The sequence below is a fragment of the Ciceribacter ferrooxidans genome (assembly GCF_004137355.1).
GTDB classification, from domain to species: Bacteria; Pseudomonadota; Alphaproteobacteria; order Rhizobiales; family Rhizobiaceae; genus Allorhizobium; species Allorhizobium ferrooxidans.
In genome coordinates this window covers 418,447-440,110 of the sequence record NZ_SDVB01000253.1, presented here as the reverse complement: position 1 = coordinate 440,110, position 21,664 = coordinate 418,447, and the positions used below count along the sequence as shown (strand labels likewise).

29 protein-coding genes are annotated in these 21,664 nt (G+C 63.3%); all 29 read right to left on the bottom strand.

Annotation, left to right across the window (positions count from 1 at the left end; translation table 11 throughout):
- Window positions 1-9: 9 nt before the first annotated feature.
- The 29 genes from EUU22_RS18585 to EUU22_RS18450 all read right to left on the bottom strand — a co-directional run bounded on the left by EUU22_RS18585 (window position 10) and on the right by EUU22_RS18450 (window position 21,661).
- Window positions 10-732, bottom strand: a complete 723-nt coding sequence (locus EUU22_RS18585; protein ID WP_129333469.1) for a hypothetical protein — start codon at window positions 730-732, stop codon at window positions 10-12.
- Window positions 716-2,788, bottom strand: coding sequence for a phage tail tape measure protein (locus tag EUU22_RS18580; protein ID WP_129333468.1), 2,073 nt, complete (start codon window positions 2,786-2,788; stop codon window positions 716-718). The genes EUU22_RS18585 and EUU22_RS18580 overlap by 17 nt, the downstream gene beginning before the upstream one ends.
- 3 nt (window positions 2,789-2,791) lie before the next feature.
- Window positions 2,792-3,013, bottom strand: a complete 222-nt coding sequence (locus EUU22_RS18575; RefSeq protein ID WP_129333467.1) for a hypothetical protein — start codon at window positions 3,011-3,013, stop codon at window positions 2,792-2,794.
- Window positions 3,014-3,096: 83 nt separating this feature from the next.
- Window positions 3,097-3,474 carry a hypothetical protein gene (locus EUU22_RS18570; protein WP_129333466.1) on the bottom strand — a complete coding sequence of 126 codons (378 nt, stop codon included), beginning with the start codon at window positions 3,472-3,474 and terminating at the stop codon, window positions 3,097-3,099.
- A gap of 8 nt (window positions 3,475-3,482) precedes the next feature.
- Window positions 3,483-4,172 (bottom strand): phage tail tube protein, encoded by a 690-nt coding sequence (locus tag EUU22_RS18565; RefSeq protein WP_129333465.1) that lies wholly within the window; start codon window positions 4,170-4,172, stop codon window positions 3,483-3,485.
- Window positions 4,173-4,201: 29 nt separating this feature from the next.
- Window positions 4,202-4,600: a tail completion protein gp17 gene (gp17, locus tag EUU22_RS18560; RefSeq protein ID WP_129333464.1), complete on the bottom strand. Its 399-nt coding sequence runs from the start codon at window positions 4,598-4,600 to the stop codon at window positions 4,202-4,204.
- A 3-nt stretch (window positions 4,601-4,603) separates the two neighbouring features.
- The gene (locus EUU22_RS18555) at window positions 4,604-5,038 is read right to left on the bottom strand and encodes an HK97 gp10 family phage protein (RefSeq protein WP_129333463.1); all 435 of its coding nucleotides are present in this window, start codon (window positions 5,036-5,038) and stop codon (window positions 4,604-4,606) included.
- A gap of 3 nt (window positions 5,039-5,041) precedes the next feature.
- On the bottom strand, window positions 5,042-5,362 hold the full coding sequence (locus tag EUU22_RS18550) for a phage head closure protein (RefSeq protein ID WP_129333462.1): 321 nt from the start codon (window positions 5,360-5,362) through the stop codon (window positions 5,042-5,044).
- Window positions 5,362-5,967 (bottom strand): head-tail connector protein, encoded by a 606-nt coding sequence (locus EUU22_RS18545; protein WP_129333461.1) that lies wholly within the window; start codon window positions 5,965-5,967, stop codon window positions 5,362-5,364. Before EUU22_RS18545 ends, EUU22_RS18550 begins: the two co-directional genes overlap by 1 nt.
- Before the next feature lie 11 nt (window positions 5,968-5,978).
- On the bottom strand, window positions 5,979-6,341 hold the full coding sequence (locus EUU22_RS18540; RefSeq protein WP_129333460.1) for a hypothetical protein: 363 nt from the start codon (window positions 6,339-6,341) through the stop codon (window positions 5,979-5,981).
- Between the two features lie 30 nt (window positions 6,342-6,371).
- A complete protein-coding gene (locus tag EUU22_RS18535; RefSeq protein ID WP_129333459.1) occupies window positions 6,372-6,596 on the bottom strand; it encodes a hypothetical protein in 225 nt (74 codons plus the stop codon).
- A gap of 56 nt (window positions 6,597-6,652) precedes the next feature.
- Window positions 6,653-7,900: a phage major capsid protein gene (locus tag EUU22_RS18530; protein WP_439329168.1), complete on the bottom strand. Its 1,248-nt coding sequence runs from the start codon at window positions 7,898-7,900 to the stop codon at window positions 6,653-6,655.
- A gap of 74 nt (window positions 7,901-7,974) precedes the next feature.
- Window positions 7,975-8,640, bottom strand: a complete 666-nt coding sequence (locus EUU22_RS18525) for an HK97 family phage prohead protease (protein WP_129333457.1) — start codon at window positions 8,638-8,640, stop codon at window positions 7,975-7,977.
- Window positions 8,637-9,905 (bottom strand): phage portal protein, encoded by a 1,269-nt coding sequence (locus EUU22_RS18520; protein ID WP_245485126.1) that lies wholly within the window; start codon window positions 9,903-9,905, stop codon window positions 8,637-8,639. Before EUU22_RS18520 ends, EUU22_RS18525 begins: the two co-directional genes overlap by 4 nt.
- Window positions 9,902-11,647, bottom strand: coding sequence for a terminase large subunit (locus EUU22_RS18515; protein WP_129333456.1), 1,746 nt, complete (start codon window positions 11,645-11,647; stop codon window positions 9,902-9,904). Before EUU22_RS18515 ends, EUU22_RS18520 begins: the two co-directional genes overlap by 4 nt.
- Before the next feature lie 10 nt (window positions 11,648-11,657).
- Window positions 11,658-12,305 carry a P27 family phage terminase small subunit gene (locus tag EUU22_RS18510; protein WP_129333455.1) on the bottom strand — a complete coding sequence of 216 codons (648 nt, stop codon included), beginning with the start codon at window positions 12,303-12,305 and terminating at the stop codon, window positions 11,658-11,660.
- A 155-nt stretch (window positions 12,306-12,460) separates the two neighbouring features.
- A complete protein-coding gene (locus EUU22_RS18505) occupies window positions 12,461-12,916 on the bottom strand; it encodes an HNH endonuclease (protein WP_245485124.1) in 456 nt (151 codons plus the stop codon).
- 162 nt (window positions 12,917-13,078) lie between these two features.
- Window positions 13,079-13,717: a transcription termination/antitermination protein NusG gene (nusG, locus tag EUU22_RS18500; RefSeq protein ID WP_129333454.1), complete on the bottom strand. Its 639-nt coding sequence runs from the start codon at window positions 13,715-13,717 to the stop codon at window positions 13,079-13,081.
- Window positions 13,704-14,939, bottom strand: a complete 1,236-nt coding sequence (locus tag EUU22_RS18495) for an LvrA C-terminal domain-related protein (RefSeq protein WP_129333453.1) — start codon at window positions 14,937-14,939, stop codon at window positions 13,704-13,706. The genes nusG and EUU22_RS18495 overlap by 14 nt, the downstream gene beginning before the upstream one ends.
- Window positions 14,936-16,807 carry a DNA cytosine methyltransferase gene (locus tag EUU22_RS18490; protein ID WP_129333452.1) on the bottom strand — a complete coding sequence of 624 codons (1,872 nt, stop codon included), beginning with the start codon at window positions 16,805-16,807 and terminating at the stop codon, window positions 14,936-14,938. The genes EUU22_RS18495 and EUU22_RS18490 overlap by 4 nt, the downstream gene beginning before the upstream one ends.
- Window positions 16,804-17,097: a hypothetical protein gene (locus EUU22_RS18485; protein WP_129333451.1), complete on the bottom strand. Its 294-nt coding sequence runs from the start codon at window positions 17,095-17,097 to the stop codon at window positions 16,804-16,806. The genes EUU22_RS18490 and EUU22_RS18485 overlap by 4 nt, the downstream gene beginning before the upstream one ends.
- Window positions 17,094-18,218 carry a DNA polymerase III subunit beta gene (gene dnaN, locus EUU22_RS18480; RefSeq protein WP_165351212.1) on the bottom strand — a complete coding sequence of 375 codons (1,125 nt, stop codon included), beginning with the start codon at window positions 18,216-18,218 and terminating at the stop codon, window positions 17,094-17,096. The genes EUU22_RS18485 and dnaN overlap by 4 nt, the downstream gene beginning before the upstream one ends.
- Window positions 18,215-18,535 carry a hypothetical protein gene (locus tag EUU22_RS25335; protein ID WP_165351211.1) on the bottom strand — a complete coding sequence of 107 codons (321 nt, stop codon included), beginning with the start codon at window positions 18,533-18,535 and terminating at the stop codon, window positions 18,215-18,217. Before EUU22_RS25335 ends, dnaN begins: the two co-directional genes overlap by 4 nt.
- Window positions 18,532-18,828 carry a hypothetical protein gene (locus tag EUU22_RS18475; RefSeq protein WP_129333449.1) on the bottom strand — a complete coding sequence of 99 codons (297 nt, stop codon included), beginning with the start codon at window positions 18,826-18,828 and terminating at the stop codon, window positions 18,532-18,534. Before EUU22_RS18475 ends, EUU22_RS25335 begins: the two co-directional genes overlap by 4 nt.
- On the bottom strand, window positions 18,825-19,655 hold the full coding sequence (locus EUU22_RS18470) for a DNA methyltransferase (RefSeq protein WP_129333448.1): 831 nt from the start codon (window positions 19,653-19,655) through the stop codon (window positions 18,825-18,827). The genes EUU22_RS18475 and EUU22_RS18470 overlap by 4 nt, the downstream gene beginning before the upstream one ends.
- Window positions 19,652-21,076, bottom strand: a complete 1,425-nt coding sequence (locus tag EUU22_RS18465) for a hypothetical protein (RefSeq protein WP_205687916.1) — start codon at window positions 21,074-21,076, stop codon at window positions 19,652-19,654. Before EUU22_RS18465 ends, EUU22_RS18470 begins: the two co-directional genes overlap by 4 nt.
- Complete coding sequence (locus tag EUU22_RS18460; protein ID WP_129333447.1) at window positions 21,073-21,258, bottom strand: hypothetical protein; 186 nt, start codon at window positions 21,256-21,258, stop codon at window positions 21,073-21,075. The genes EUU22_RS18465 and EUU22_RS18460 overlap by 4 nt, the downstream gene beginning before the upstream one ends.
- Window positions 21,258-21,437: a hypothetical protein gene (locus EUU22_RS18455; RefSeq protein ID WP_129333446.1), complete on the bottom strand. Its 180-nt coding sequence runs from the start codon at window positions 21,435-21,437 to the stop codon at window positions 21,258-21,260. Before EUU22_RS18455 ends, EUU22_RS18460 begins: the two co-directional genes overlap by 1 nt.
- Entirely contained in the window at window positions 21,437-21,661 is a 225-nt protein-coding gene (locus tag EUU22_RS18450; RefSeq protein WP_129333445.1) for a hypothetical protein, read from the bottom strand. Before EUU22_RS18450 ends, EUU22_RS18455 begins: the two co-directional genes overlap by 1 nt.
- Between the last annotated feature and the right edge of the window lie 3 nt (window positions 21,662-21,664).

The following is a 21,664-nucleotide window of genomic DNA, read 5'->3' as shown; positions in this document are numbered from 1 at the left end:
CCGTTGACCTCAGTCCGCAAAATAGTCGCGCACGTTGTAATCTTCGACCTCGAAAAGGGAGATCGTTGTCTCTTCCATCATCGCAAGCCCGCGCGAAAGGCTTGCCGCCCCCTCGCCCGCCATCCGCATGGCGAGCACCGGGTTCAGTGTTGCCTTGTCGGTCGTGGTGAGAGCCTTGCGCAGCGGCGGCCAGATGCGATAGGTGCCGGGCGCGATCACCTGCATCACCATGTATTTCCCGAGATGGAACGGAAAGAAGCCGATGAAGTCGCCGTCATCGAGGCCGTGCCCCCAGAATTCATTGGTGAGGCTGACGATCGTCGTGTCGTATGCCGCAGCGGCAGCAACCGAAACGACAGGCATGGACGCCGCCCAGTTCTCCCCGTTGCTCCATCCCTCGCCGTTAGACCATGTATTGCCGAAGCGCTCCACCTGGGCGCTGTAGCTCGCGCCGGCCTCGGAAAACGTCATCAGGTCGCCGTCGATGAAGGGAACGCGCGTCGCGTTCGCCCCGCCATGTAGCGCAGTAACCCATCCGCGTAGCCGCCGCGCGGCCCTGTCCTTGCAGACAGGGAAGGTGAAGGCGTATGTCCACCCGCCGAAGGCCGAGGCGACCGTCTGGGTGAAGTTTCCGATCGACGTGGACGATGCCGCGCCGACCGTCCGCGGTCCGGAAAGCGGCTGCGACGCACGGATACCGAGCCCGGACGGCCAGTTAAGCAGTCTTGCCATAGAGCCCGCCCCTCGTCTTGTGCTGGTTCACCGCCGCAACCGACCGTCTTTCGACGGAACTGTCGACCGCTTTCAAGGCCCGCTCGATCCGCGCCACCGCCCCCGCATCCGCCCCGCGCGCATCGATGTTGTAGACGGGGGCATATGTGCCACCGCCGCTCGCCCGCGACTTGCTTGGATCGTAGATATCGACCTGTTCCGTCGGGCTTTTGCGGAAGGCGACGACCTGGCTGTCAATTCCCCCGGACCCGCCCGGAAGAATGGTTCCACCATTGGCAAACCCGACAAGCCCGCCGAACAGACCCTTCAACAGCGATCCGCCGAAACCGCCACCAAACGACGCATTCTGCACCATGGCCGCGAGAACGGACTTGAGGGCATCGAGTGCAACGTCTCGCCAGTCCTTGGTGCCCTTGATCGCCTCGGCAAAGGAAGAGCCAATCCCCTGCCCCATGCCTTCGGCGGTCTTCTGCATGTCTTCCATCGCCTTGTTGGTATCTTTCGTGGCCTTTCGCAGTCCTTCCCACGGGTCCTCGGCTTTGGTTCCCGCTCCGCCGGCCTTCCCGCCCGTGGTATCCAGCGCCGTTCCAAGCGCATTGATGTCCGTAGTCAGCGATTTCGTTGCGTCGCTGGCAGAAGACCAGCTGCTGCTGATCGCCGTCGTCACGCTCCCGATCGGGTCACTGGCCATGATATCGGAGATGGCCTTGTTTCGGTCGAAAACCGCTTTGCTCAGTCGATCGGCATAATCGTTTTTGAGCGTTGCCCCCTGGAACTCCGGAGCTGGTATCTGCGGAATCTCTATGTCGATCGTGGATAGAATGCCGTTTGCCGTGGAAATGAACGAATTCAGCATTTCGACGGCTTTGGCGATCATGGTCTGCACGCCGGAAACGACGGCATTGACCGCCCCGATGACGGCGGCGCCGATGATGTCCGGAAAACTCGACCAGGCAAATTTGATGTCTTCGATCGCCGCCCGGAACGAGTTTATGATGACGTTTCCGGCATCCTTCACGACCTGCACGACGTCGACGCCGACGGCCTGCTTTATCTCGTCGCGGAAATGATAGATGGCGACGATCGCCGTAGCGATCCCGAGAGCGATCGCGCCGAGCGGATTGGATGCAACCGCGACGGTCACAGCGCGGATCGCGCCGACAAGGCCGGTTCCGATCGCAACGGTTGCCGATCCGACCGCTGATAGCAGTGCCGGCCCGAAGGCAACCGCCAGCGCACCGCCGGCAACCGCCGCATATTCGGCGATCTGCGGCAGATATTGCAGAAGACCGACGGTCGCGCGCGCGGCGACCACGAAACCGTCACTGATGACGGCGAGCGCCGGCGCGAGCGTAGCTGTCAGCTGCGTCACGACGCCCTTCCCGGCATAGCTGATGCGCGAAAGGTTGTCGTTGAACTGCTCGGCCGCCTTTCCGGTCTCTGCCGTGAGCGTCAGGCCCAGTGCATCAGCCTCGGCCATCATCTCCCTGAGCGCCGCGGAACCGCCGTTCAGCATCGGAATGAGATCGAGACCGGATTTTCCGAACAGCTTGACCGCAAGCGCGCTCTTCTCCACGCCCTCCGGCATCGCCGCGAACCGGTCGGCGATTTCCCCCATGACCACGCTGGAGGATTTCAGGTTCCCGGAGGAGTCCGTCGCCGTGACACCGATCTGCTTGAGGACATCAATCGCCGATTTGCTGCCGTTCTTTGCATCGGCGAGCATCGTAGACAGCTTCTTGACGCCGGTCGAAAGCCCATCCATTGAGACGCCGGAAAGGTCGGCGGCATAGCGTAGCTGCGAAAGCTCCTCGATCGGAATGCCGAGCTTCGCCGCGGCTTTCGACATGTCATCTGCCTCGTTGATCGCCCCCTTGACGGCGATGCCGAGCGCGCCGGCCGCCGCGGCGGCAGCGCCGGCGGCAATCGTGAAGCCAGTCTTCAGCGCCGCGCCGAACGCATTGGCCTTGGCCTGCGCCTTGCCGGCATCCTTGTCGAATTGCGCGGTATCCATCCCGAGGACGACGCGCAGGGCACCGATCACCGCATTTGCCATTGACTATCTGCCTTTCACCCAGGCCGTGACCTTTGCGAGCTGGCTGCGCCAGTCGCCGGACTTTGCCGTCTGCCGGTTCTCCGTGCGCGACAGCAGCTTTTCGAGCTTGACGAATTCCCGCGCCTTCTGCGGCGCGTAGGCTGTCAGATAGGCCGTATGCCACGCGGCCCATGCCATTTCGTCATGCTCGTGCCGCCGCCGCTTCATGGCGGCGGCGAGCACCATCAGGATTTCCCGGAGGGTCAGGCTCCAGAATTCGCCGGTGGCCTGCCCCGCCTCGATCCATGCGGAATGAAGATCCCGCCAGTTCAGCGGTTTCGCTTTGCCGGCGGCTTCGGCTTTCCCGGCGCCGCATTTTCCTCCTGATTCTGCTGCGGCAGCGATGCAACGATCACCTCGCCGACGATGCGCCCGACCTCGACCAGGTCCATTTTGGCCATGATGTCGCCGGCACCCTGCAGTGTGAGCCCCGGCTTTGCGGAGGAGAGCGAAGCGCGAAACAGCGAGCGCAGCATCTTGATACGCAGCTTCCCGCTTTCGACCATGCCGAAGAAGTCCGTCAGGATCTCGTCGGTCGATTTGCCGTGCTCGTCCTCCAGCTCGCACCATTCGTTTGCCGCAAGCTTGAGGTCCAGGCGTTCGCCCAAAATATCCTTCGAAACGATGCCCCTGATCTCGTTCGTCATGGCATGCCTCAGGCGATAACGGCAACGGTGGCCGCGCTCTCGGCATCCGTCGAGAAGTCGTCATTGGCGCCAGTGACGACACAGGTCACGGTGCTGCCGATGTCTGCCGTCACCGGAACATAGGCGAGCCCGGTCGCGCCGGTGACAGGCGTTGCAGCGACTTCCCACTGATAGGTGAGCGTGTCCGCACCGGCCCAGATGCCGGGATCGACAGTGAGCGGGAAACCGACCTTGGCCGTTCCGGTGATCGCGGGCGCGGTAATGTTGCGCGGCGCGGTCGGATCGGTGAGGATCGGCTCGCCGGAAACCTTGAAAGTGACGGATGCCGTCATCTTGTCGTCGGTCGGGGCATTCTTCTCGTAGCCCTGACGAATGCCGATGAAGAGAAGCTGTACGCCGTTCGGGAAGGTCAGGCGAAGCCACTTGCGCTTGCCCTTGGCGGCGATCAGCGCCTTGTCGGAAGCAGAGCCTGGAACATAGTTCATCTCGAAGGAAGCCTCGCCGGGATCGGTCAGACCGTCGATGAATTCCCGCGTCTTGTTCGGACTCTGCATATGCGTCGCGTCCGGCGTATCGGTCGTGTCCGAAGGCGGCGTAACGTCATAGATCTCGGAGAGATAGGTGAAGACGGTGGGCGTGGCCAGATCCGCCATTTCCATCGTGATGCCGTGCCCGATACGGGCCTGTGTGTCAGGCATGGTCGTGTCCTTTCGAGGTTGTAGAAGGCTCAGGCGGAATGCCAGAGCATGAAATCCGTCGATCGACGGTAGAGTGCGGCCTTCCCGGCAGGGCTTTCAGGCTGGGAATCCCGCTCCCCTGCGACGGTTCCCCCTTGCAGCCGGACCCCGGAGAATATCCCGCGACTAAGCTCGAGCACGCGGACGACCGCATCCACGCAATCGCGGGCGACTGTCGGCGTCGTTGCATATCCATCGATCTGCAGGCGGCTCTGCTTGAGACCTGAGCGTCCGGAGGCGACATAGTCGGGAAGACCGCCGATCACTGTAAGGATCACGTAAGGCGTTCCGGTCACGGATTGCGGAAGTCGACCCCAGTGCAGGCGATCGGAAACAAGATAACGCACCCGCGCATCGGCGAGCAGCAGGGCGGTGATCGCCTCTTCCATGGCCTATCTGCCTTTCGCGGCCTTGCGGGCGAGCCGCTTCGCTGCCTTCTGGATTTCGTCCCAAAGCCCGGTCTTGATGTCGTCGAGCGCCTTTTCCTTGCCGGCGTCCCATGCCGGCCTCAGATGCGGCTCGGCCTCCTGGTGCTCGTTTCCGAATTCCGTCTGGATTGCCGCTGGATCGTTCGGCCCGACATAGACCTCGACCGGGCTTTGCTTGCGGTTCAGCTTGGATTGCCGCCGGGTCAGCTTCGTTCCGACACCGTAGCTCGCTTTCAGGTTTCCAGTCGGGCCAAGCGGCGCATTCGTGGCGCCGGCCTCGGCGAGCGGACCGCCGGCATTCTTCAGCACCTTGACCGCCACGCGCTTTCCCGTCTGGCGCGGCAGCTCGCCGAGCGCACGATCAAGATCTCGCAGGCCTTCGACGCGGGTTCCCTTCACGCCTCACTCCTGCACCGCGACGCAATCGATTTCGCTGACAACGCGACGGCCGAGCTCGCGCACGTCGCTGATCTCGAAGATCTGCCCCTCGTAGGAGAGTCGGTCCTTCACGCCGATATCGGTGCGATAGCGGATATGAAACGTCATGACCCGTGCCCCGGCGATCTGCGCAGCTGTGAACCGTTCGCCGCCGCGCTCCGGCCGCTGCTGCGCCCAGACGGTGGCAACCGCGGCCCATCCCTCGATCGGCGTGTTCATCGCATCGCGGCCGGTCTCCTGCCACTTCAGCAGTGTTACGCGCCGATCCATCTTCCCCGCACGCATCAGAGCGCGACCCGCTTGTAGGCACCGACCAGTCGATCGACGGCGACGGCCTCCGGAAGCGATGCAGCCGAAACCCCGATGACCGTCTCTTCCCGGTTTTCGTACCAGGCGCCGACCGTCAGCAGGATTGCCTGCACGATCGGTGCCGGCACGGTCTCGTAACCGGCCGTGAAAGTGATGCTGACAGCACCAACCTCGTCGAGATCGCTCGGCAGGGCATAGGCGTCACGGAAGCGGCAGACGCTCCAGCCACCGGATAATGTCCTGAGGCTGTATTCGGCTGGATCGATCGTCGACACCTGCCCTGCGGAGTCACGCCATGTCACTGACGTGATGCCGGTGACAGGCGCAAGCGGGATCGAAAGGCACTGGGCGATGTCGTCATAATCCTGCCGCCAGGTCTGGAGCCCGAGACAGACCCCGCCAAGGATGCCGTTCCACCCTTCGAGCAAAGCCGTCGCCGCCGCAATATAGCCTTCGAGCAGCGTCGTGACCTCCGCCATCGCCCCCGCATCCAGGGCATCGGCATCGATCCGGCATTGCCGCATGGCCTGCGCAGCAGTGACGATCGGATCGGCGGCGGTGACGAGGACGGGGGCGATCATGTAATGCAGCCTTAGTTGACGAGGATGTGGAAGGTTCCGACCTTGGTGTCACCACCTTGGGCGACCTCGATCTTGATCCGATCGTTGGCGACAGCGATGCGATCGGCGACCGCGGTTCCACCAGCTGCGTAGAGCAGCGCTGCACCGGTTTGATCATGGGTAGGAACCCGAGGCTGTACGACTTCCGACGCATTGATGTTGGTGTCGGTCCATATCCCCTGGCCTGTCGCTTCCGACGTGATGGTGAAGTCCACCCCGTCCGCGAAATCCGTCTTCACGTAGTGCACGGCATGGACTTCGCCCGAAAGGCGCGGCGTATAGGCCGTAGCCGTTCCATCCGCGGCAGTGGTTACGGTTACTTTGTAGCGTTTCATGTTCACTCTCCTTTTGCGGCCAACTGGCCTCTACTTGGCCTTGCGGCCGGTTCTGGCCTTGTTCGCCGGTGCGGCGCCTTCGGCCTTGTTGAGCGGAGCACCCTCGGCCTTTCTGGCTTCCGGTTCGATCAGCTGCAGTGTCAGCGGCGAGAGATGACCAAGTTCTTCCATGGAACCTTGCCTGACCTCGCCTTCGTGGTAGATGCGGTCGCCTTCGTGCATACGAAGGACTTTCCAATTGAGGTTCTTGGTCATCTATCTTCCTTTCGATGCGGCGGGCGGATGCCGCCCGCCGGCAGCTACCGGCCCGTTCAGGCCGCCAGCGCGGTGTTGAAGTCGCCGTAGATGAAGGCCTCCGGGCGATAGACGGCGAGTGCCAGGCGCTCCTCGCCGAGGATCGTCACAAGGTTCTTGGTGAAGTCGTCGTTCTCGTAGCCGACCTCAACCCGGGTGTCCCAGCGGTCGAAGACCTGAGCGCCCATCATGAAGGCACCGGTCAGGAACTTGTTGACCGTCATCGCCTGCGTCTCAACGACGGGGAGCCGCCACAGAGTCGGCGTTACGCCGCCCTGAGGATTTCCGATGATGTAGCGGCCGATGTTGTCCTTCAGCGTTTCGATCGATGCCCAGTCGATCGGGTTCATGACCGTGCCGCTGGCCGGATACTCGGCGAGAGACGCCTGCAACATGGCAAGGCGGATGACGTCAAGCATGTTGAGATCGGCCAGGGCAATGGGAGCCGAATAGGCCGTCGCCTGCGGAATGATGCCGTGCAGGTTCTGGCCCGTATTGTCGCCGTTCAGAAGCTGGCTCTCCTCTTTGTATTCGAGACCGTAGGTTAGGCGAGCATCGATCATCGAGCGCAGCTGCGGAATGTCTTCCAGCACCTGCTTGGATGCTTTCATCCAGTGCGCAATGACCTTGGCCGACGTGCTCTTGAGGTCGAGCTTGATATCGGACGACGGCTTGGCAGCACCTTCGGCCACCATGCCGGCGTTGTTCGTAAACCCGGTTTCCTGGACATATTCGACGGTAGACCCGTCCATCTGCCCTGGCGCGATGAGACTGCGCACGGTCATCCGGCGCTGCGGGAGCGGCTGGATACCAGCGAGCCGTGTCGGCGCGATGGCATCGCCCACAGAGCCGGCGGCATCCGTGGTGAGCGACGTCAGTGTCGCCTTGATCCGCATGTCAGCCTTGCCCTTGGTCGGATTTTCGGCGAGCCACGACTTGACATTCTCGTCTTCGACGAAGCGCTCGCCGAGCGACTTCGGCCGCTCGTCCTCGGACTTGGTGACACGGCCAAGCTTCTGCTCGATTTCGGAGACCTGCTCCTGAAGCACGTTCATCTTGATCAAAGCCTCATCGGCCTTTTCCTTTAGCGAAGCGGTGAGCTGCTCTCCGCTCTTGGACTTGCCGAGCGCCTCCTCGGCGACGGCCTTGACGGCATCGAGCGCATCGTTGAATTCCTTTTTGACCTTTCCGGCCAGCTCGGCTGGCGACGGATGGCCATCGCCGTCCCGCAGATAACGTCCGGCCGCGCGTTCGTTGGCAGTCATGGCGCCAAGAATGCCGAGGGCGGCCATGGAATAGATGTTGCGTCGCATGGTGATATCCTTTTCGGAGTTGAGGATCAGTTGGAGAGAAGGGCGCGCAGGAAGGCAGCGCCGTCATTCGCCTTGTCGCCCTCGGACTCGCTCCGAATGGCCTTCGCATAGCCGTGCGAGGCGATCGCCACAGCCATGCTTTTCGGAACCCCTGCCTCACGCAGGATGTCCTCGAATTCTTTGATCGGCATGGGGTCGCCGTCGCGCAGCCGCCGGGCGAATTCGTCCATGCGTTCTGATTTTACCGATTCGATACGGGCGCGGCGGTTTGCCGGGAAGGACACGGGCGATATCTCGCGCAGGTCCAGTTCCTCAAGGTTCCGGACATTGCCGTCCGGCGTGACCTTCACTTCGCGGTATCCGATAGACAAACCGCCGATAGCACTGGCCTTCATCAGCGCGTGCGTTTCCCGCGCCTTCTGGACCTCCAGAATAAGCCGTCCTTTGCCCCACAGTCCTTTGGCGTCCTCGGCAAGGTCTTCCCATATGCCGATTGGTTCTGAAGGGTTATGCTGCCAGAGCATCAGTACGTTGCTACCCTCGCGACGATGCTTGGCCAGCGATGCGACGAAAGCGCCCGGCATGACTTTCTCGCCGTAGCTGTCGACATTGCCAAAGATCGAGCCATATCCCTCGAAGGTTCCGTCTTCAGAAAGGCCCTTGACCTGCAGGGAAAAATCCTTGGTCTTCATCGCGTCTCGTCCTTCGCTGGTAGCTGCTGCTGTCCGGCCTGCTCGATCGGAAGCTTGGAGATCTGGGCGGTGAGCGGAACATTCTGCATCTGCATGCGCGGCACATCGCCACCCGCAACCGGCGGCATGTTCTCAAGAGCCCGCACTTCGTTGATCGTCATCCAACCGTTATTGAGGGCTGACTGGTAGAAGTCTGACCGGGCTTCACTATCGCCACGCAGAAGACCTTCCAGGTTGAACTCGATGACGTATCCGTTTGCTCGTTCAAACGCCGTCAAGAGCTGTTTCATCAGAGCTTGCTCGATACGTTTCAGGCGCCGACGCAAGACGAACTTCTGGAAGCCGATGGTCTGTTCCTTTAGGCTCGTTCCCCATCCAGAAACCTTCTCGGTATGGCCGATCATGAAGGGAGGCACACCGAAGAAGCGGCAGAGTTCCTCAACCGAAAACGATCGGGATTCCAGCATCTGCGCGTCTTCGGGAGAGATGGTGAGCTGCTCCCATTTGGTGCCACCTTCGAGCACCATCGGCTTTCCGGAATTGGCTGCACCGACGAACTGTGCCAAGAGTTCGTTGTGTGCGGTCTTCCGCTGATCGGCAGTCAGGAACTTGTCGAATGTCAGCACGCCGGACGGCCTCAGGCCGTTGCGAAACGTGTTCCCAGCCGCACGATCGACGGCGCGCGCAAGGCCTAAGGCATGCCGGGCGAACTGTAGCGTCGAAAGACCGCCCAGCGGATTGCCACCAAATCCCCGGATATGCAGTACTTCGCTGCTCGTTGCGACGAAGCTCTTGCCTTCCTCGCTCCATCGATACTCAAGGTCGCCGTTTGCAAGACGGCGCACCTTTACCAAATCGGGAATTATCGGATGCAGCGATGCAACAGCTCCGGCATTGCGCTCAATTCTCGCATATGCATTGCCGTACAGTTCGAGCGATGCAGCCATGAATTCCCAGAAGTCTACAGCTGTCTGATCAAAGTTCGGGCTGTCATGCAGGATACGGTAAAGCCTGTGATCGCGCGCGAGCACTCGCTGCCCACTTCGATCGGGGCGAAAGACTTCGATTGGCAGGCTCGCCTGCGTTCCGGCGAGCAGATTGACGCAACCCCAGACGGCTGAAAGGCTCAACGCCGATGGCGCTGTGGTGCTTTCGCCGGAATCACTTCGCATCGAGTCGGCAATCCACCCATCTGGTTCGCGGATTGTCAGCGTCCGGATGACGGTGTTGGCGGCCTTGATGGCGATGTTCCGGAGATACTTCACTTCGCACCTTCCAGGCTCTTGAAATAGTCGGCCATGCCATCTTCCTCGCCGCTCATCGCCAGCCCAATGCCCATGACGGCAGCGACGATGCCGTCGATCTTGTCGAGCGAGTTCTTTTTGTCCGGAACGTAGTTCAGGTTCACGTCGAAGCGGACGGAACAGTGCCCGGCCATCCATGCCAGCACCGGATGCCCACCGTGCTCGACTTTCCCGGCAAAGACGAGCCGCTCGAATTCCTTGGTCGGGCCACCCAGCGTCTGATGCCCCTGACGCATTTCGATCTGCAGCTTGGCATCCATGCCGTCGTTCTGCAGGTCGCCGGCCAGCTTGCGCGCGTTCCACGGGTCGAAGCCGAAGGCCTGCACGTCGAACTGGCCGAAGGCGTCCTTGATCGCCTGCTGCACGAAGCTCTGATCGACGCTGTCGCCTGGTGTCGTGCGCAGGGCCCCTTCCCTCACCCACTTTTTCCAGTCGACCCGGCGGTCCTGCTCGGCCCGCTCGTCGAGCGTGGCCTCTGGAACCCAGAAAAGCGGGATGATCACCCACTCTTCGCAGTCATCGTCGGGTGGAATGACAACGACAAGCGCCGTCAGGTCGCGGGTCGACGACACGTCGCAGGCGAGATAGGCTTTTCGACCCTTGTGTTTGGCCCAAAGCGTCGACCATGACTTTGCATCGGACGTGCAAAGCGCCCACTTCGATCGCGGTATCCAGCCGGAAACCTGATCCACCCATCGGTTGAGGTGGTAGCACTGAAAAACGGCTTCCTGTGCCGGGCGTCCCTTGGCCTTCTTGAACTCAGTGCGAAGATAATCGAGCGTCGGCGTCAGACCGAGGCTCGGATTCGCCTTGCGCCAGACCGCCTCGTCGGTCCAGTCGTCCTCGTCATCTATCCCGAAATAGACGACCAGCGTGGTCGGATCATCGAGATCCCCGCGCATGATCGCGATCGACTCTTCGAACCACTCGTAGCCGGTGCGGTTCTGTTTCCGACCGGCCGTCGAAGCATAGAGTTCGATCGGCTGGAGCCGTGCGCCGGTGCCCTGGCGAAGCGTGTCGGCGAGATCTCGGGTCTTCCACTCGTGGATTTCGTCGCCGACGATGACGGTCGGTGATCGTCCGTGTTTTCCGTCTGGGGCGCCCGTCAGCAGTTGGCAGAGCGATGATGTTTCGCGCAGGAAGATGCTCTTGTCATGCAGCGAGATGCGCTCGTTACCGCGGGCATCTTCCATGAGGCCGTTCGCCTCGCGGATGATGTCCTGCATCTTGCCGAATGGTATGCGGCCCTGGTCTTCGTTGCGGCCGAAGACGTAAGCCTCGGCGCCGTTGACCTTTTCGAGCACGAAGAACAGCACGCCGAGCGTGGCGAGGAATTCCGACTTCCCGTTCTTTCGCGGTATCCACAGGTCGAGCCGGCGGAACACCCTCACATGCTCGACGCTCGGCTTGTGCGTCGCCGGGTCTATGACCTCGATCGGCTTTTTCCATCCGACCAGTAGGCGGACCGTGATCTCCTGCCACTTGACCAGCCGAAACGGAACGCCGCGAAAGCGGTCGTTCGTCAGCCGGAAGATCTTCGACCACTGCTCGACGATCCTGTCGGCCTTTGCGTGATCGAACCATGCACCTTCGACAGCCGCTGCCCTGTTCCACGCGGAGATGGCCCAGGCATATTCCGGATCGTCGGCGACGGCGGCGAGCCAGTCCGGATAGGGCATGGCCAGCGGGAAAGGCGCGGCCATTTTGCTGCCCTCAGTTCGGGCGCGCGCCCGGCGGTGGGCTGTCCGCGCTGTTCATCAGGTCCATGGGGTCTCCGCCGGCGACGTGCTTCCCGCTGTCTTCGTCCTTCGCCGGAGCGGACGGCGGATGAGTGCCGCCGAGCGGGAGTCGTCCCTGGCCGGCATTGAAGCTTTCAATGCGGACGAGGTCCTGGTCGCGCACGGGCGTGAATCCGAACTCTGCATCGAGGAGCCTCAGCGCCGTTTCAGCCTTGGCCATGAAGTCGATGTTCGGGTGCGTGCGGTAGACATACTCGCCGTCACCCTTCTTCACCTTGACCGTCGCGCCGCCCTTCGGAAGATCCCGCCGGAGCTGCTCGCCTGCAGCGAAAAAGAACTGGCTCCACATGCAGTAGCGCGCGAGCGTGTGGCGATATCCAGGACGGCGCCGACCCGCCGCCTTAAGCACCTCCGATTTTTCCTTCCATATCTTGATCGCCTCCGACCAGTAGGCCGGAGCGTTCAGGAACAGCGCCGGAATCGGAAACGGATTGTCGGGCGTCGACGGCATGGAAGCCGCAGCTTCCGCCGCCGCCTCGATTTCCTTTTCGACCTTGCTTTGACGCCGACCGGGAAAGCCCTTGGCGGCCTGCAGCAGGGGATCATCCTTGCGCCGTCCCATCGTTTGCCATCACCCGTTTCGTGGAAGCGCCGCATCCGGTCCCCGTCCGGTGCAGAAAAAAAAGTTATCGCCAAAAATATCGCGCCCCCTTTTTTGATGTGAGGCTGCCGGTCTTCATTTGAGGGGCTGTGGACTTTTGCCCTCCCCCCCCCTTGTCAGGCCTCATCGCACCGCATGCCCTTCGCGATGCGGACGGCAAGAGGGCTATCAAGCCAGAGATCGGAAAGCGTGGCCTGACCGCGTGTGTACATCTGTTCGAGGCGTTGCTTGACGCTGTCGTGATGCCATTTGCATGACGACTGCCACATGTCCGTGTCCCAGAACTTATCAGGTTCTCCGTGGTGCGGATCGACGTGGTCGACGATCGTTGCTGCAACGATCATCCCTTCGGCATCACAGCCACGACACAACGGATATCGATCGAGATGCGTGAGCCGAGCCTTTCCCCAACGGCGGTTATACCCACGCTCGGCGGCACTGCCACGCCATTTGTCCGCGTCGCGCTTCTGTTCCTGTCTGGTCGGTGCTCCGGCAGGCCTGAACTGCTTTGCGCGCTTCATACCCTTTAGACACGACAAAGCCCGGCTCATCACCGGGCTCTCATCCGTCATCAGGTCATAGCTTTCGCACTGGCCCTGAATCGGTGCCTCGCTCGTCGAGGCTGTCAGGGCTGGGGCTGACCGGCGTACCGACCTCGGGATTGCTCCCCGCTTTCTAGGCGTTCTCAGAGGCTCACTTCAGGATCATCAGCTCATCCAGTGGAAGAATGACTCTCACAGTTTCTCGAGCATGGCAATAGGCATGGTCACCGGTGTCTCGCGCCCGAAGATGTTCACCGATACGACCACGTCGCCCTTGCCCTTGCTGTTCGGTGTGATCACTTCCGCGTCGAACCCGGAGTAGGCAAAGAGCTTGACGCGCACCTTGTCGCCGGCTTTCACCACGATCCCGCAATCCTGCTCCCAGTCATAGGCTCCGGCCTTGGCCATTGCCTGAAAACGTCCGACTTCCGAAGAACTTAGCCGCATAGGCTTCTCCGCTCCGCCAAGCACGCCGATCACGTTGTCGACCGCCTTGAACGCCACCAGAACAGACGGGCTCGGGTCGCTCTGCACCAGCACGTAACCGTAGATCACCGGCTGCATGATGCCAGGAATGACCCGGTGCCGACGCCGCAGATCCGGCCCTTTCCGTTGCGGCACGAGCGAGGTTATCCCCAGGACTTCGAGCGCGTCCTGCACGACGAATTCGCGCCCGGTCATCACCCGAAGCGCAAACCACGGCGAATCGGCGTGGATGATTCGCGATGCCATCTCCAGCATTTCGAGCCGCGCCTCCGCCTCCCGCTCGTCGAAGCTCGACCGAGCGCATGTTGCAATTGCCACGCCGTTCATCGCCCTATGCTGCATCATCGCTCGCTCCGTTCCTCGTGCCGTCCACTGCCGCCCTGAATTCCGCCATCGCGTCTTCCGGCTCTCCCGGCGGGAAGTAGAGCCATTCCGGCGATGGCTCCGGCAGCCATGGCCAGCCCATCCGCTCGTGCAGCGCCTTCCATCGCGCCGCCTCGTCGCTGTCGCGGTGCACCTTCACGAAGCTCTCCGCGATCGCCACGAGCGGCCCGTGCACCAGCATGCCGACACGCCTTTCGGCCTTGTCGTGCATTTCCGTCACCTTCGGCCAGCCATAGCGCGCCCGGCGCTGCCGCTCGATTTCCCGCGCCCGGTCGGCATCCCGCATCTGCGTCTGTTGCCATATCGTCAGCGCCGGCCATCCCCGCTCCGCCATTGGCTGCAGAAGCTCGGCAAACCGCCGCGCCATCCATGGCCGCGAGAACGGGTTGTGCAGCACCAGCGGCGCCAGGGCGGATGTCGGCACGTCCATCAGCAGCCACTTGCGCTCCCTGAGATAGACCGAGGGATAGACGAACGTGCCCTTGATCGCCTCGGTCGCCCTGATGAAGGCCGGCGTCCGCGCAATACAGTCCTCCCGCTCATCTGGCCGCATGGCCATCCATTCGCGCAGCGCCGCGTCCCGGCTCGTCCCGGCATAGTTCGGATAGGTCGGCCACCACTTGTCGAACTTGCGCACCGCCGCCTTGGGATTTTCTTCTCTTCCCTCGTTCGCGCTCGCGCCTTCTCTCTCCCGTTCTTCAGGAGGTGTTAAACAGGAGGTATTTAACATAGGTGCCGACTCTGGACCGGCAGGGGGTGCCGACTCTGGACCGGCAGGGGGTGCCGGTATACCGGCAGGGGGTACCTCCTCTTCCGCGTCTGAAATAGGACCGCATTCCTCGTCTTCGTCGGCGCGATATGCATCGAAATCATAGCCGGCCGGCGGCGCTGCATCGTAGATCACCCGGTACCAGTGCGCGCTGTCGCGGCCGTTCTCGCTCACCACCTCGCGCCGCTCCACCGCGCCGATCTCCACCAGCCGGTTGATCGAGGCCTGCACCGTGGAACGCGCGCAGCCGAGCTGCTCGGCAATCTTCACCTGGCTGCGGCGCGTCCAGCCGTGTCGCCGGTTGGCGTTGCGGCCGAGAATGCAGAGCACCTGCAGATCCTTGCCCTTGAGGTCCGGGCAGGTCACCACCCAGCCGGGAATGATCGAGAGCCGCGGTTCGTCAACGTCGCTCATTCCGCCGCCTCCAGGCTCACCAGCTCCCGCCGCACGTTGCATTCGGCGAGCAGCTGCACCATGCGCGGCGGCACGCTGTTGCCGACGAGGTGGTATTTCTCGGTCTTGGTCAGCTTGCGCGTCTTCCCGTCGATCGTGATCGTGTCCGGCAGGCTGCCCTTGGCAAAGCCGTGCGCGGCGGCCCCTTCCTCCGGCTCCAGCATGCGCATGCCGATGTCGGTGATCACGTATGTCTCGCGGCCGACCTTCACCGTTACCAGCCCGTGCCGGGCCTTGGCCGTCAGTGCGCCGAGCGGATCGGCGAGCGACTGGTCCTGTCCTCCCGTGCCGTAGTAGTGCTGCAGGAAGCCGAGGATCAGCCCGGCATGGCTGCCGCCGGCGGAAACCGTCGCCAGAGGTTCGCGGGCGTCGCGCCCCGCCTTGTCGGTGCCGCGCAGGTTGAGCATGGACGCGGCAACGACGCCTTGCTGCGATCCGGTCGAGGTCACCGTCGACAGCGGCTCCGCCAGATCGCGCGCAGGCTGGCCGGGATGCGATCCGGCCGAGTGCTGCGCCATGAAGACGGCGGAGACGCCGACCTGCGGCGAGGTCGTGACGGCCGCTAGCGGCTCTTCGATGCTTCTGCCCTTGCGGGCGTGTTTCGTGCCGTCCGCGCGCGGATCGCTGTTGTGCTGGGCGAGGAAGGCCGCGACCAGCGCCGCCTTGCTGCCGCCGGCGACCTGCGTTCCGAGCGGCTCGCCGATGTCGAGCGCCCGCGGCACCTGTCCTTCCCGCTCGCCATAGCCTGACTGCACCAGAGTCGCGGCGATCAATGCCGGATTGGCGCCGCCGGCCGTCAGTGTCTGCAATGGCTCGTCGGCCGCGCTGTATGGCTTCCCGCTGTTGCGCATGACGGCGAGATGAGGAACGGCAACCGCCATTTCCCCCCGATGCGCCGTCGTCAACGTCCTCAGCGGTTCGTCGAGCGAATGCACCCTGTCGGCCCCGCTATGGGTGATTGGCACGATGAAAGGCTTCGCCGCCTCGACGACATAGCGCACCACGCCGCGCGCCGTGCGCCGCTTGGTCGCCTCGGCCAGTTCCTTCTTTCGGCCGAAGATCGATTTCACCGGAAGCGAGAAGTCGATGATCGTATGCGCGCCGACCCACGGCTTGAGGCCGAGCTTCTTTGCCAGCTTGCGCGGCGCATGCGTCCGCTCCGGCCAGCTGATATCGCCGCCGCCGGCCTGCGCAATCCCGAAGAAGCGCTTGCGGATCGTCGGAATGCCGTAGTCCGCGCAGACGAGCACCCGACCCTCGAACCGGTAGCCGAGGCCGTGCATGTGGGCGAGCCATGCCCGCCATATGCGGCCCTTGTGCTTCGGGTCAGGGATCAGCCATTGCTGCTGCACCGGCACGCGCTCGCCCCTGGCGGCGACAGAACCGTCGAGCCGCATCACGCGGCCCGTCTTCGGGCAACGCTTGGCGATCAACGGCCCCCAGGTCTGGATTTCCGGCACGTTTTCGAGCGTGATCGTCTCCGGCCCCACCTGCCCCGCCCAGCGGCAGACCACCCATGCCAGCGAGCGACGACGCCGCGACACCGGCTTGCCGCCCTTGGCGACCGAAAAATGCGTGCAGTCCGGCGAGGCGTGCAGCACCCGGACGCCACGGCCCCGCGTCGCCTGTTTCGGGCAGACCTCGAAGACGTCGCAGCGCTCGTGCCGCGTGTGCGGGTGCCGCACCTGGTGCACGGCGACGGCGACCGGATCATGGTTGATCGCGAGATGCACCGGAAAACCGGCCATCTCCAGCCCGTCGCATCCGCCACCCATGCCGGCGAAAAGGACGACCGTCATGCGGTTGTCGAGGGAGAAGTTTGCGTTCATCCCTTCGCCCTCCGCACGGCACTTATCTGCAGCGTGCTCCTCGCCGCGACCATTGATGTCTCGCAGGCAACACGCATAAGCCCGGCCTCGTCCCGCACCGAGCGGCACGCCGTCAGCACCACGTCCAGATAGTCCGTCGCCTCCGGCCACTGCTGGGCTGCAAAGCGCCGGCGGATCGCCTGCTGGTAGGTCATCATCAGCGAGAGCGGCAGGCGGATCAGCCAGTCCGCCCGCGCGCCGTCATCCGTCATCCGGTCCAGTTCGTCGAAGATCGGCAGCTTGTCGTTCATGCCGCCGCCGCCTTCTCGTCGCTCGCCGCGCCAAGGAAACCGCGCGCCCTGTCGATCATGTCGTCGTGACTGCGCATCGGCATCAGCAGCAGGAGCCGCTTTTCGTCTCCGGTCCGGAAGACAACCGGCGCAAACGGTTCGATCTGGCTCATCGTCACCGTGTCCCCGCGGACCATGCGCAAGGTCTCGCGCAGGTAGCGCGCGTTGAAAACAGCGGATATCGGCGCACCTGCTGCCGCGTGGCGCTCGTCTCCGGAAACATCGTCGAAGTTCTTCGCCGAAAGCGCCACCGCACTGCCGTCGGAAACCACCGAGACCGGCATCACCGCGTTACGCGGAGAAAGCGCCGTCAGCCGGTTCAGCGCGCCCGTGAGCGCCACGCGGTCGAATTCCGCCGCCGGTGCATCCTTCGGGATCACCCGGCGGACATGCGGATAGGTCCCGTTGATCAGCTTGGCGACGAGCCGCATGCCGCCGGCCGCCGCCACGATGCGCAGCCCGGAGCCGGAGACGCCGAGGCTTGTCACCGGCGGCATTCCGGCGAGAAGCTTGGCCGCCTTGGTGAAGATGATCAGGTTCTTGAAGTCATGCGCATTGACGCCCTCGCAAAGCGCCAGCCTGTGCCCGTCCGTCGCCACCACGGCGTGGCCGAACAGACATACCCCGTTCAGGTAATAGCGCGTCTCTTCTCCGCTTGCGAAAGGCAGCACATAGCCGATCGCCTGGCGCAATGCCTCGCCGTCCACGGTGATATGCTCCCTTTTGTCGGGGAGCGAAATATGCGGAAAATCCTCCACCTTGGCGGTCGGCAGGCGATAGCGCCCATCCCGCCCGGCAACCACCGCCGGCCCGCCGGCCGCGTCTATGGTGATCGTCAGCGGCTCGTCGGCGGAAAGCACGGAGGTCAACGCCAGCATCTCACGGAAGGGCAACAGCCCCTCGCCTTCGAAGGCGGTCGCCGGAAGCGAGACGGAAAATTCGCAATCGAGGTCCGTCGCCGTCAGGCTCCCGCCGGCGCACTTGACCATGTTGAGAACCGGGATCGTAAACCGCTTCTCCACGACCGGTTTCAGCGCCTTCAGCGCCGTTTTCAGCATGCCTGCATTCGTCTCGATTTTCATGCTGCGACTCCTTCGTCCTTGCCGCCGCGTTCCACGGGGCGGCTGCTGAAACACGTTGATTTTGCTTGCTCTTCCGGCGGCAGATAGAAGCGCTCCACCGGCACGCCGAGCCAGCGGCAGAGCGCGATCACCTTGGCCGTGCTCACCATCTGCCCGCCCATGGCGCGGGAAAGGTCGGAGGCCGTCACGCCGATCTCGGCGCCGATGGCGCGGATGCCGCGCGTCTCTCCCCGGTGTCGCGCCCTGAGTGCACGGGCGAAGGCCCGCCAGTCGTAATCGGCGCGCGCCGGGTCGCGCCCGTTCGGCAATCCGCTCATCGGTATCCCTCCAGCATGATTTCCATCGATACGAGGTCGAAGCCGAGCGCGAACCACAGCCGCTCGGCATGGGCGGCCATCACCGGCTGGCCGCCGGTCATCGCCTGTTGCAGCACCGCCTTCGAGATATTGGCGCGTTTGGCGATCACCGCCTTTTCCGCCCGCTCGGCATTGCGCCGCGCGATGTCCTCCGCCCGCCGCTCCGGCGGGAAATGCGCCGCCAGATTGCCGGCATGCCGCACCTGGGCGGTGAGGAAGAGGCGCAGCGCATCGGGGGAGAATTCGGGCTTCATGGCGCGACCTCTCCGAGGTTGAGGCCGAACTGTTCTGTTTCCTGTTCCGCGCACTTCGGCGCTGATACGAACATGTCGCCCTGTCTGTAAGCATCCTCGATCCGACGGCAGGCGATATCGAAATAGGTCTCATCGATCTCTATTCCGACAAATGGACGGCCTGTCTTTGCGCAGGCAACGCCGGTTGTCCCTGAGCCCATGAATGGGTCCAGAACAGACGAGTTATGATGAAGGAACGATAGGCACCACATCATCAACGGAACTGGTTTTTGCGTTGGATGCAGGCCAGTTTCGCTCCTGGCAATCATGCCGTTCAGGCTATAGGTAAATTTCCTACACGCCTCGCCAGGGAGATTTGTCCATGCCAACTCGCCATCTCCATACGATGGCATTGTTTGCTGTTTGTCCCACCACAACCATTTTCCGGACGGTGGAAGGCGATCAGTAAAAAACTGCCCACCCCAAACAATAATGTGCTTTCCGCAATCGACGATTGCGTCAAACACTTCGCCGGCAGGCTTTTCCCGATCCCAACTTCCGGTATAGCGCGATGCCTTGCGCTTCTTTCCGGTTTTGCCGCAGTGTCCGCCATCTCCCATTCCTTGATCACGACGGATCCCGTAAGGCGGGTCCGTCACGACCGCGTCGACCTTCCCGAGGTGCGGCATGATTTCCATGCAGTCGCCGAGATAGAGTTCGCATTGGCCGATGACCTCGACACGCCTCGCCGCCGCGCAACGCTCGCGAAGCAGGCGCGCGCGGTTTGCGGCAATCCAGACGTTATAGCTTTCAAAGCCATCCTTCTGCGCATCGTAATCGTCGGTCATGGCGCTTCCTCACGCATGCCATGCGCCCAGAACCGGCCGTGCTCGTCGGCGGGGCCCAGGAACATGCCGCGTTCCACCAGCGCCGCGACCAGGGCGTCGCCCGTGCTTGGCCGAACGCCGAGCAGCCGGCGCAGCTCGCCGGCCGTGATGAACTTCAGCCCCGTGGCATAGGCCACTGCCTCGTCCAGCCGTTCCGCAACACGCTCCTCCACCGTCCGCCGCGGCGTCTCGCGGGCGAATTCCACGTCGACGACCGGGCCCATCACCACCGCCGGGGAGACATTGCCGCCGGCTCCTGGCAGCAGCGCCGGCGCATCGGCAAAGCGCGCCCAGTCCACGCGGATCACCCGCGTTTCCTCGCTGCCGTAGCTGCCGTCCTCGTTGCGCTCCCAGATGAACCAGCCGGTATTCATCTGGCTGGAGGCCTTCTTTCCCTCCCAGCCGTCGCGGTGCATCATCGGCAGGCGCCGGGTGAAGACATAGACCCGGCTCGGCGGGTTCTCGTCCATCACGAAGCAGCGGTCCGGATCGTCGAAGCCGGCGAGGAAATTGAGGTTGAGCAGCAGCGCCATCTTGCCCGGCCGGAAGGCTCTCAGCGCATGGGCGATATAGGCATTGGCGATGCCGTAGGGCGGGTTGGTGACGATGTCCGCACCAACGCCCTCGCCCTCCGCCAGCATGGCCATGAAATCGCCGACCTGCTGCAACTCGCCGTGCTGCGTCGCGACACCGCGATCGACGAGATCGGAGATCCGCACCTCATAGCCCGCCGCCTCGAGCGGCCGCAGGATCGCCCCCTTGCCGACGCTCGGCTCCAGCACGGTCCCGGAAAAGCTTTCGAGCGCCAGCAGCGTGCGCATGGCCTCTGCCGGCGTTTCGTAGAGGTCGTCGCCGCGTTCGTCCTTCGTCGCGGTCTTGGTGCCGATCGCGTGGCCGGCGGCGCGTTTCAGCCCCGCCCGGCTCGGCTCCAGCCCCTCGTCGAGCCGCGCTTCCACCACCCGCTCGATAAAGCCGGGCTCCGCCCGCTCGGCATTGCGGATGCTGCGGGCCTCGTGCAGGCGCCGCTTGTCGATCCCGACCTCTTCGAGCGTGAAACGGTCCTCGTCATGGACCGTTTTCTGCCGGCCACCACGCGAGAGCTTGCCGTTCACCTGCGCTTCGTCCACTGCGTCGGCCATCGCCACATAGCAGAGGCTTTCGATCTTGAGCGCATCGGCCTGCATGCGCCGCGCCTTGTCGATCAGTTCGCGGCTCGCTTTCACCTTTTCCGCATAGGCGCCCGCCGCCTTGGCCTGCTCATAGGCCCCGGAGGAGAGCAGCAGCGCGGCCTCGACATCGCCGGCGGAAAGCGCCGTGCGCGCCCGCTCGATCGTGGCGACGAGTTCGGAGGAGTCGGCAGAGATCGGGGCGAGTGCGTTCATGCCTCGCTCCGGTCGTCGTCAGCCTGCAGCCGATACCCGATAATGTCGTGCCGCGAGCCGGAAAGCTCCCATTCAAAGTCGCTCGCCTTTCCTTCGACGATGCGCCCGGCTTCGGTCATAATGACGACTTCGGTGTCGCCATCGACCGGCATTGCGCCTCCGGTCCATTCGATCCAGCCCATCACCGCCCCCATCCGCTGTCGTCGATCAGCGCACAGACCTCGCGCTCCGGCATGCCGAGATGCCGGGCGATCGCCCAGGTCGACCACTTTTCCGAAACGAAGAGGTGCAGCACGCGCTCCGTCTGCGCCTGCCGCACCAGCAGTTCCCGCCGTGTCTGATGTTCGGAGGCCGCGATCATCAATGCGCGCCCCTCTTCTGGGCCGAGATGTCGGCCGCGCGTGCCTCGCCGAGCGCCAGATCGAAGAGATCGCGGATCTCCTCGTCCGTCATGTCGTGGCAGACGCAGACGAGCACTGCGGACGTCATCGCCGCCCCGATCGAGGCCGCCCTGTCGCCGGCCAGCGCCAGCGCCGTCATCTTCGTTGTCAGGTCCCTGATCTCGTCTGCTGTCTCGTCGGCCATGGC